Origin of the sequence: Zymomonas sp. (assembly GCF_020216885.1) — a bacterium.
Taxonomy (GTDB): Bacteria; Pseudomonadota; Alphaproteobacteria; order Sphingomonadales; family Sphingomonadaceae; genus Zymomonas.
In genome coordinates this window covers 1-10000 of record NZ_JAIWON010000043.1, presented here as the reverse complement: position 1 = coordinate 10000, position 10000 = coordinate 1, and the positions used below count along the sequence as shown (strand labels likewise).

Genomic DNA, 10000 nt, shown 5'->3' with positions numbered 1-10000 from the left:
AAATAAAAAAGTGACGTTAAAAAGAAAGGCTCTATCTATAGAGGTAGAGCGCGCAAGAATTTCTCAAATGACAGAATATAGTTAAAATTCAATATTGTTATATCTATTTTTTATTATTAGATTTTTCGTAATTTTTTGCTGCAATCCATAAATTTTCTTTCTCGGATAAGGGTAGGGGCGTAATATCGCCACCCGCAATTTCTTCCATTATTTTAAAACGATTTTCGAATTTTTCATTCGATTTTTTAAGGGCTTGCTCCGCATCAATGCCATGATGTCTTGCAAAAGTCGTGACAGTAAAGAGGACATCACCGATTTCTTCAATCAGATTTTCATGATCGGTGGCATTATCGACTTCGGCTAATTCTTCATCAATTTTGGTTCTGGGGCCAACAGTATCTGACCAGTCAAATCCGGTTCTGGCCGCGCGTTCCTGTATTTTTTTGGCGCGTATAAGTGCCGGTAAAGCCTTAGCAATGCCTGCCAACGCACCAGAATCATTTGATTTTTTTTCAGAACGTTCTTCGGCCTTAATCTTTTCCCAATTACCCTTAATGCGGGTCGCATCTATATCTTTCTCTTGGAAAACATGCGGATGACGACGGATCATCTTTTGGCAGATAGCGGCGACGACATCATCAAAAGTAAACAGATTTTTTTCCGAAGCCATTTGAGAATGAAACACGACTTGAAGGAGTAAGTCTCCAAGCTCGTTTTTTAACTCATGCATATCTTGTTGCTCGATAGCATCAACAACTTCATAGGCTTCTTCAATGGCATAAGGCGCAATGCTCGAAAAATTTTGTGCGGCATCCCATGCACAACCTTTCGCTGGATCACGCAAACGCGCCATAATTTGACGCAGTGTATCAATGGAAGAAAAATCAGATTTTTGGGATTGTGAAGCGTCTTTATCCATAGAAGCGGCCTCTTACTGTAAGTCTGATAATATATATTATGTTAAATAAAACCAATTTCCCCTCAAGGAACCCCTTTAAATGAGCCTCTCTTGATAAAATACGGCTCTTGTCTATCTGATCGCTTTTTATCAATGAAGTCTCTTCCCTTTATGGACGTCTGATATTTTTCTTTTTCAAATTCTTTCTATCAATTCCCAAAATAGAAATGTCTTCATGGCATGAATTTTCTCGAAAAGAGCTTCTTGCAATAAAAGGGCAGATTACAAAGAAGAGCTCTCAAATTTTTTTATCAGAAGGCAAGAAAAAGGAATGGGGGTTTTACCCCCCTGCCCGATTATTGATTGTATCTAGATTTCTGTTGTCCAGCCATCATATCCGACTTCCATATAATCCGGCAATTTTTGCGATAAAGTCGCATAATCCATCGAATTATCCATATGGCATGTCACTGCCCTTTTGACCTGTAGCTTTTCAGCCCATTCCAAAATCATGGCCAAATGGGGGTGTGATGGATGTGGCCTTTCCCGCAAGGTATCTACAATCCAAAGGTCGACACCTTGATACAATTTCGCCATTTCGTCTGTTATGTTATTGAAATCAGTCGCATATCCGATACGAATATTTTTATGCTTAAAGCAAAAACCGGCACTGGTTATCCTCGCATGAGGCTGATCCGTTACCGAAATCTCAACATCGCCTATAGTCAGATGATCAGGCAAGACATGGGCTTCAACAGTTGCACGATAATCACCATATCCATCAAAGACATAAGAAAAACGCTGTTTCAAACCCGATAAAGTTTCAGCTCTAGCAAATCCCAGAATAGGTTCTCCTCGCCGATGAAAGATAGGCCGCAAATCATCAATGCCATGGCAATGATCGGCATGATCATGCGTCCATAAAACCGCATCAAGAATTGAAATATCGGCTTTCAAAAGCTGCGATCGCATATCGGGCGACGTATCAATCAAGATTTTGATCTGATCCGTTTCCAGATATAAAGAAGCCCTTGTCCTGTTATTCTTAGGCTCATTCGGGTCACATGTTCCCCAGTTATTCCCGATTATAGGCACACCGGATGATGTGCCAGAACCGAGAAGACGGAGTTTCATAATTTCACCTTATCAAATAATTTGAGGAAGTTACGGCTCGTCATATCTGTGAAGGCTTCATATTCCATGCCAAACATCTGACTAAGGAAATGCGCTGTATCTGCAACGAAAGCAGGTTCCCCTTTTTTACCGCGATGGGGAACCGGTGCCAGAAACGGGGAATCCGTTTCAACCATCAAACGATCTAAAGGCAGATTTTTGACCGTTTGGCGTAAATCTTCGGCATTTTTAAAGGTAATGATACCTGAAATAGAGATATAAAATCCTAGTTTCAGCATTCTTTCAGCCAAAGAACGACTGGCTGTAAAACAATGGATCAGCCCTTTAAACGGCGCTTTTGCCATTTCTTCTTCGATAATACTGGCAGTGTCTTCTTCTGCGTCTCTTGTATGGACGATCAACGGTAAGCCCGTTTCGCGGGCAGCCATAATATGCTCACGAAAACTCGCTTTTTGTTGGTCAAAGTCATTTTCGCCATAAAAATAATCTAACCCGCTTTCACCGATAGCAACAACCCGAGGATGGGTTGCTGCTTCGATCAATCTTTGGCTAGTTATATTTTCATGGGCAGCCGCTTCATTGGGATGAATACCAACGGCTGCCCAGACATCTTTTTCCCGTGTGGCTGTTGCGACAATAGGTTCCCATTCGGATTCCTTCGTCGCGACATTGACCATTCCGGTCACACCCGACTGCCGCGCGCGTTGTAAAATCTCCGGCTGTTTTTCAAGCATGCCGGGATAATTAAGATGACAATGGCTATCAATCAGCATCAGGCTTTATCCTTGGCTGCTTTTTCCGAATTATTTTTGTCATTCTCAACAAAACGAGGAAATACACCGACCGGTTTCGGGAGGGGCAGCCCCGGAACTAAGGGTGCAGATAAAGCGCGAAAATCACGCTGATCAGCCCCCTGCCCTAATAAATCAAGCAAAGCATCACAGCTATCCGGCAATGCCCAACGGCTTAAAATAGCCAATTGGCGCACGGCTTCGATTGTCCAATATAAAATGGTATCGGCACGCACTGGGTCTGTTTTTCTGACCGTCCAAGGTGCTTGTTCCGAAATATAAAGATTGGCTTCACCCACTCCGCGCCAAATTGCATCCAATGCCTGATTGGGAGCAATGTTATTCATCGCGGTTGCAACCTGATGCGGGATACCGGCAATCTTTTCCATCAAAGCCTGATCTTCTGCGCGGGTATCTTCAGGGCTAGGTACTTTTGCGCCATTTTTGGCAATGATGGATAAAGAACGCTGTGCCAAATTACCGAAATCATTCGCGAGATCAGCATTGATCCGATTTACAATCGCCTCATGGCTGTAGCTTCCATCTTGCCCGAAAGTCACTTCCCGCAGAAGAAAATAGCGGATCTGATCAACGCCATAAATTTTAGCCATGTCGATAGGATCGACCACGTTACCAACCGATTTCGACATCTTTTCCCCTCTATTCAGAAGGAAGCCATGTCCAAACACTTTTTTCGGTAAAGCAATATTAGCAGCCATCAGGAAGGCTGGCCAATAAACCGCGTGAAAACGGATAATGTCCTTACCAATAACATGGATATCGGCTGGCCAGTAACGATCAAAGCGTTCTTTATTGTCAGGATAACCGGCACCCGTCAGGTAATTGGTTAAAGCATCAATCCAGACATACATGACATGTCCGGGGGAATCCGGAACAGGAATACCCCAATCAAAGCTGGTTCTGGAAATCGAAAGATCGGCCAAACCAGATTTAACAAAACTAATCACTTCATTTCGACGGGCTTCCGGCTGAATAAAATCTGGATGGGCTTCGTAATAGGCCAATAATTTATCCTGAAAAGCGGACAGTCTGAAAAACCAGCTTTCTTCGACATTCCATTCAACAGGCGTGCCTTGCGGTGACAGCTTTTCTCCCTTGGAATCGGTTACAAGCTCTTCTTCTTTATAAAAGGCTTCGTCACGGATAGAATACCAGCCTTCATAGCGTCCCAGATAGATATGACCAGCATCAGCCAAGATTTTCCACAAGGCCTGACTGGCTTTATGATGTTCCGCTTCGGTAGTGCGGATAAACCGATCATAAGAGATATTGTAAACATCATCCATTGTCTTGAAATGGGAAGACATTTCATCTGCTAAAGCGATCGGTTCTATATCACGATTACGAGCTGTCTGTGCCATTTTGAGACCGTGTTCATCGGTTCCGGTTTGGAAATAGACATCATCCCCTGCCAAACGATGATAACGGGCAAGCGCATCCGATGCGATAGCTTCATAGGCATGACCAATATGAGGCTTGCCATTAGGATAACTGATAGCCGTCGTAATATAAAAAGATTGAGACATCTTAAACTTTACCAAATCTATATGTGTGTTGGGGCTAATCTGGCAAGAAATCCGGCCAGAGTGAAGACGGTTGCCTGTGGATCAAGAGAAAATAACACAGCTTCATTGCCAAGCTGGCGGGCTTTTTCCCATAAATGAATAGCTTGTGCCAGTTTTTCTCCTTTCAAAGAACGGGCTTCAGCTGAAATTCGCGAGGGTGCCCGCTCCAAAAAAGCCTCGTAGCGGCCTTGCGCCGACTTTAGAGACAGACTTTGTGCCAGCTTGCTCCGTAATAGGAAATCTCTATCGCCTGTTTTGACAATATTTTCTATGGCATTATCCAGTTCAGCCATATCAAGACCAGCAAATCTTAAACCATATCCCGCTGCGCCTCGACTGATTTTGATCAAACTAGCCAATTCTCCTGCCGTAATATCAGGGAGATGATGTTTTAAAATCTCAGCAACAAGGTTATCCTCTAATAAATGAAAGGATAAAATGCGGCATCTTGACCGGATAGTGGGCAAAAGACGGCCTGCTGCATGGCTAATCAGAAAGAAAATCGTTCCAGCAGGCGGCTCTTCAAGGTTTTTTAATAGAGCGTTCGCCGCCGATCTTTCTAAATCATCAATGGAATCAATAATAACAACACGCCGGAAGGATAAGGCAGGCGTTGTTGCAAACAGCTTTTGAATAGTTCTGACTTGATCGACTGTGATATTACGGGCGCGTTCCTGTTCTTTGCTATCGCGAAATAGCCTTTCCAAACGCAACAAATCAGGATGGCTACTCGCCTTTATCAAAGACAAGGTCGGATTATCTTCCGGTATATCCAAAGAATCCGAAGCGATATTCTTTCGGATATCTGGATTAACCGCATGAGCTAACAGCCACGCCGCAGCCTTGTCAGCAAAAAGCCGTTTTCCAAGCCCTTTTGCCCCCGTTAAAAGCCAAGCATGATGCAGTCGTCCACTGTCTTCTGCATGACGGAAAGCCTTTATTGCCGTATCGTGACCTAATAATTGAGACATCAGGGCAATAAATCATCCAAAGCATCAAGAAGATGATGATGCACTTCTTCAGGGTTACCGCTTGCATCAATGACCCGAAAGCGCTCTGGTTCTCTGGCGGCTAACTGTAAAAAGCTATCATTTACTTTTTTATGGTAATCGATTGTCCGCTGTTCAAAACGGTTTCCTTTATTTTTGTCGCGTTCCTGTGCGCGCCGAATCCCCTCACCTTCCGGCAAGGTTAAAAGGAAGGTGCGATCAGGTAAAATACCTTGACTGCCGATGCGATGAAGACAACGGATATCTTCTTGAGTAAGGCCGCCGGCATCGCCTTGATAAGCCAGAGAGCTATCAATAAATCGGTCACAAATAACCCATTTACCTTTTTTTAAGGCCGGTTTTATCACACGATCAACATGTTCAGCTCGCGCTGCGGCGAATAAGAGCGCTTCGGTTGCATTCGTCCAACGATGCAGATCGCCTTCCAGCAAAAGATGGCGGATCGCGTCGCCACCCGAACACCCGCCGGGTTCTCTGGTGGCGATAACAGACTTTTGAAGCTTTTCTTCGAGAGCGGCTGCCAAAAGACGAAGCTGGGTCGATTTTCCGACTCCTTCTCCGCCTTCCAGACTGATAAAATATCCGTGTGTCACAATCGCCCCAGAAGCCACCTTATACCTTCACCAATACGACCAAAAAATCCGGCTTTTTCTACGGTTTTTTCAGCCACCAAAGGTGTGACCTGCGGTGGAGTGTCAGATGTCAGGACAACCAGATCGGCAATATGCTGACCTTGGGCAATCGGGGCCTTAATAGGGCCTTGGTAAACGACTTTGACCTTCATTTGATCCGAAGCCGTAATCGGCAAAGTAACCGCCAGATCACGTGGGGCGACCAAACCGACAGTAGAAGAACTACCGCCCTGCACTTCGGCTGTCTGGACACGCACGCCTTTTCTGACAACAGGCTTGGATTTCCAAGCTCTAAAGCCCCAATTCATAAAGGCAATAGACTGTTCCCGACGGGCTGCATTGGAAGGTAAACCCGCCATCACCATAACCAGCCGCCGTCCCCGTTGTTCAGCGGATCCGGTAAAGCCATATCCAGCTTCATCGGTATGTCCGGTTTTTAAACCATCAGCGCCTTCAATAACGCCCAATAACGGATCGCGATTGGATTGGGTAATATCTTTCCCAGATCCCATGGTTTTACCCCATGTAAATTCACGTTGACCATAGAATTGGCGATAAAGATCGGGGAAATCACGAATAGTGGCTTCAGCCAAAGTTTCGAGGTCATGTGCTGTTACATAGGTTGCGCCGCCGTCCGGCCAACCATTAGCTGTACCAAAATGAGAATTAGTGAGGCCAATCTTTTGTGCTTTTTCATTCATCAAAGCAACAAAAGCCTGTTCTGTTCCCGCAATACCTTCGGATAAAACAACACAGGCATCATTACCGGATAATGTAACAATACCATGCAAAAGATTGGCTGCACTTACCTGTTCATTCGGTGACAGGAACATCGTTGAACCTGCCGAAGGGCCATGCCATTTTTTCCATGTTTCCGGCTGAACCGTAATCGGCTGATCCAGTTTAAGCTGCCCTTTTTTGATAAGATCAAAGGCAACATAGACAGTCATCATCTTCGCCATAGATGCCGGTGGCATCCGACGATCAGCATCTTTTGCATAAAGCACTGCGCCTGAAGACAGGTCTTTCATATAGGCGATAGGTGCAATTGTCTCAAAAGGGGGCGCTGCCGCATGGCTGGTCGCCGCCGTAAAGCAGAGAGCAGAGGCAGAAAAGAATAGAACTGGCTTCATTGAATCACCGATATAGTAAGGCATGGTCACAAAGAATATTCATCTTGATAAACTTGTAGCCATGAATAACAATAGTTAAAGACGTTTGACGCGAACCTTCGCGGTGCCTTTCTTTTCAATGCCCAAAGCGCGCGCGGCTCCCCTTGATAGGTCAATAATTCTACCTTGGACAAACGGCCCCCGATCATTGACCCTGACAACTAACCTGCGTCCGGTTTCAAGATTGGTAACTTCGACATAGCAAGGCAGCGGCAGCGTCTTATGCGCGGCACTAATGGCATTGGGTGAAAATTTTTCTCCGATAGCCGTCGGATGTCCAGCGAAATCATCTCCATACCATGAGGCATAACCCACTTCATTATAAGAAGGATCATCTTTGGGGACATAAGTCACACCGCCGACCGTATAAGGACGACTGGTCGCCGGACTACGGGGCGCGTGATTATGACTATAGTGATGTGTTTGAGGGCCTGCACAAGCCGCTACAAACAAAGGTAAAAGAACCGTCCATGGTCGAAAAGAAAAATGAAATTTAGTCTGTGATTGCATCAGCCAGTAACCCCACAGATAAAGCATAAAAATTGGAACAGTTATAATCCAGAATAGCGCGATAATTGGCAGAAACCAGCCATGCGGTTGCGCCCGCCCCATCCGGTTCTATTAAAGCCATCGATTCATTTTCAGAAGGCATATGACTTCCCATAAAAACAAGACCCAGTTTACGCCATTCGGATACTGGCTGCCAACGACTTAACCTTGCATAAACACGAGGACATTTTTGGGAAGGCGTTACGGATTGAATAAGACTTCGGTCAAGACTGTCTGGCACCTTCACGGCAATACCCCAAGGAATATTGGGTTGCCAACCAGCAGTTTTTAGATAATTACCAATAGAGGCCAAGGCATCAATTTCACTCGACCAAATATTTTTCTTGCCATCATGATCGCCATCAACCGCAACCCGCAAATAAACACTAGGTAAAAATTGCGGAGATCCAGTTGCGCCAGCCCAGCTTCCTTTTAAAAGGCTACGATCGATACCGGAATCAAGAATCTTCAAAGCGGCGATATATTCCTGAACAAAAAGATCACGCCGCCGCCCGTCATAAGCCAAAGTCGCAAGAGACCGTAAAAGATCAAAATTGCCTGAAAATTGACCATAGCCACTTTCATGCCCATAGATTGACAGCATAATCCCTGATGGAACGCCGGTTTCTTTTTCAATTTCGGCTAAGTTATTTTGTAAAGCCTGATATTTTTTCCGGCCATTAGCAATTCGTACCGCATCAACATGACTGGCCGCATAAGGCGCAAAAGGCGGTATAACCGCATTTGCGGTTGGCGATTCCGGTTGATTGCGATCCAATTGGATAACACGGGGATTGGGGGTTAAATCCGAAGCAATCCGGTCAAAGCTTTGCGCATTGACGCCGCTCGCCAAAGCTTGTGGCCGAATAGAAGCCAAGAAATTCCGAAAATCTCTATTGGCTTCCTGATTATTCAGATCGGCGGCTGTCTTTTCCTGCATGGGCACAGGCATATCGGATGATGATTGCGATAATGCCGGAAACGTCATCCCGCTTAAGAAAATAGCTGTTATCAGGGGGTATAAACGCATCCTTGCCCAATCCTCATAAAAAAATGATAGAGTATTCTATACTATTTTTCAGGAATTGGGATGATATCAATAAAAGATTTAGCGGTTATGCGGTCTTTCTTTCGCAGCAATTTCGGAAAGTGCCAATAAAGCTGAAGAATAATAATCATCCTGATCGGTAATTTTAGCTGTAATGGGCTTATTCATTGCCAGATCAAGAATCGCCATACCTCCCTTTGATAAAGGATAAGGTGCAATAGCTTGGCTATTCACATCTACCCATGCCGGAACGGGCTGATTATGGGAAAGATAGCTATTCCAATAAATAGCAAAAGGTGCTGCCAAGGCATCTTCACCACCCCAAATCAGATAAAGCGGTATTCTAACGGCATCAAAACCGAAATAAGGTTGTTTGTCGGCGGCGGGTTCAAGATTGCCGTTATTTTTGAAGGCAACCCAATCAGTAGGTAATTGAGGCAAACCGAATTTGGCCTTTGCCAATAATTTTTTTCCGCTTTCAATAACATTATGCCAAGCCCCGTTATCAGCCTCATTAAAGGCTTTTAACGCAGGCCAGATATAATAAGAAAAATTCAAGATAACATAATCAGTGCCAGTAAAACCCTGTAACCCAGGAAGCAGAATGGTTTCGCCGCCACCAGAAAGAACCAGCTTCTTCCCGATAGATTTTCTAATCGCTTCGGAATCCTGCCCATAACCATTCTTTGGCCAACGCTTTTCAGCGCGCAACAAAGCCCATGCGATCAGAATATCACCATCCGTCGCATTATTCTGGTCGGATACCGGATTGGATTGGGATGGATCAAATCGCCATGCAAAAAGTGCCATATCAGGCCGCATGAGATGGGTTTTTGTCCACTGCCACAAAGCATCAAAGGTCGCTTTGTCATGGGCAGCTTCCGCTTGTATCATGCCATAGCCCTGTCCTTCGCTATGACTGATATTCCCATTGCCGCTATCTGAAATCCGGCCATCTTTAAAAAAGCGATTCTTAAATAATGTCCAATTATCAGCTTCGGCCGCTTTACCCTTCCGACAGGCTACCAGCAAAGGGACGCTTACCAAAGTGGAAAGGATAAAACGACGACTATAGGTCATGGCGGAGCATCCCTTTTTTAAATTATTGATCGGCCAGAATTGATAGGCTTCTGACCGATTTTAAGGATTACTACCTGTTAGGTAGCTGAATAGAACAAGA

Annotated in this window: 10 protein-coding genes; all 10 read right to left on the bottom strand. The window is 44.8% G+C overall.

Annotated elements, in window-relative coordinates; all coding sequences use genetic code 11:
• Positions 1-103 precede the first annotated feature (103 nt).
• On the bottom strand, positions 104-919 hold the full coding sequence (gene mazG, locus LDL18_RS02250; protein WP_296506709.1) for a nucleoside triphosphate pyrophosphohydrolase: 816 nt from the start codon (positions 917-919) through the stop codon (positions 104-106).
• 348 nt (positions 920-1267) lie between these two features.
• The gene (locus LDL18_RS02245; RefSeq protein ID WP_296506706.1) at positions 1268-2032 is read right to left on the bottom strand and encodes an MBL fold metallo-hydrolase; all 765 of its coding nucleotides are present in this window, start codon (positions 2030-2032) and stop codon (positions 1268-1270) included.
• Positions 2029-2805 (bottom strand): TatD family hydrolase, encoded by a 777-nt coding sequence (locus tag LDL18_RS02240; RefSeq protein ID WP_296506705.1) that lies wholly within the window; start codon positions 2803-2805, stop codon positions 2029-2031. Before LDL18_RS02240 ends, LDL18_RS02245 begins: the two co-directional genes overlap by 4 nt.
• Entirely contained in the window at positions 2805-4370 is a 1566-nt protein-coding gene (gene metG / locus LDL18_RS02235; RefSeq protein ID WP_296506703.1) for a methionine--tRNA ligase, read from the bottom strand. Before metG ends, LDL18_RS02240 begins: the two co-directional genes overlap by 1 nt.
• A 17-nt stretch (positions 4371-4387) precedes the next feature.
• Complete coding sequence (locus LDL18_RS02230; RefSeq protein ID WP_296506702.1) at positions 4388-5380, bottom strand: DNA polymerase III subunit delta'; 993 nt, start codon at positions 5378-5380, stop codon at positions 4388-4390.
• Positions 5380-6030 (bottom strand): dTMP kinase, encoded by a 651-nt coding sequence (tmk, locus tag LDL18_RS02225; RefSeq protein WP_296506700.1) that lies wholly within the window; start codon positions 6028-6030, stop codon positions 5380-5382. The genes LDL18_RS02230 and tmk overlap by 1 nt, the downstream gene beginning before the upstream one ends.
• Positions 6009-7208 carry a D-alanyl-D-alanine carboxypeptidase family protein gene (locus tag LDL18_RS02220; RefSeq protein ID WP_296506710.1) on the bottom strand — a complete coding sequence of 400 codons (1200 nt, stop codon included), beginning with the start codon at positions 7206-7208 and terminating at the stop codon, positions 6009-6011. Before LDL18_RS02220 ends, tmk begins: the two co-directional genes overlap by 22 nt.
• 51 nt (positions 7209-7259) lie before the next feature.
• A complete protein-coding gene (locus LDL18_RS02215; RefSeq protein WP_014848314.1) occupies positions 7260-7733 on the bottom strand; it encodes a septal ring lytic transglycosylase RlpA family protein in 474 nt (157 codons plus the stop codon).
• Positions 7717-8802: a lytic murein transglycosylase gene (locus LDL18_RS02210; protein WP_296506696.1), complete on the bottom strand. Its 1086-nt coding sequence runs from the start codon at positions 8800-8802 to the stop codon at positions 7717-7719. The genes LDL18_RS02215 and LDL18_RS02210 overlap by 17 nt, the downstream gene beginning before the upstream one ends.
• Positions 8803-8880: 78 nt before the next feature.
• Complete coding sequence (locus LDL18_RS02205) at positions 8881-9900, bottom strand: glycosyl hydrolase family 8 (RefSeq protein WP_296506694.1); 1020 nt, start codon at positions 9898-9900, stop codon at positions 8881-8883.
• Between the last annotated feature and the right edge of the window lie 100 nt (positions 9901-10000).

What these genes read in the sequence shown, in the direction of transcription:
- LDL18_RS02240 (WP_296506705.1), bottom strand. Translation starts at nt 2,805, where the DNA reads ATGCTGATTGATAGCCATTGTCATCTTAATTATCCCGGCATGCTTGAA.
- mazG (WP_296506709.1), bottom strand. Translation starts at nt 919, where the DNA reads ATGGATAAAGACGCTTCACAATCCCAAAAATCTGATTTTTCTTCCATT.
- LDL18_RS02215 (WP_014848314.1), bottom strand. Translation starts at nt 7,733, where the DNA reads ATGCAATCACAGACTAAATTTCATTTTTCTTTTCGACCATGGACGGTT.
- LDL18_RS02210 (WP_296506696.1), bottom strand. Translation starts at nt 8,802, where the DNA reads ATGCGTTTATACCCCCTGATAACAGCTATTTTCTTAAGCGGGATGACG.
- LDL18_RS02230 (WP_296506702.1), bottom strand. Translation starts at nt 5,380, where the DNA reads ATGTCTCAATTATTAGGTCACGATACGGCAATAAAGGCTTTCCGTCAT.
- LDL18_RS02205 (WP_296506694.1), bottom strand. Translation starts at nt 9,900, where the DNA reads ATGACCTATAGTCGTCGTTTTATCCTTTCCACTTTGGTAAGCGTCCCT.
- metG (WP_296506703.1), bottom strand. Translation starts at nt 4,370, where the DNA reads ATGTCTCAATCTTTTTATATTACGACGGCTATCAGTTATCCTAATGGC.
- LDL18_RS02220 (WP_296506710.1), bottom strand. Translation starts at nt 7,208, where the DNA reads ATGCCTTACTATATCGGTGATTCAATGAAGCCAGTTCTATTCTTTTCT.
- LDL18_RS02245 (WP_296506706.1), bottom strand. Translation starts at nt 2,032, where the DNA reads ATGAAACTCCGTCTTCTCGGTTCTGGCACATCATCCGGTGTGCCTATA.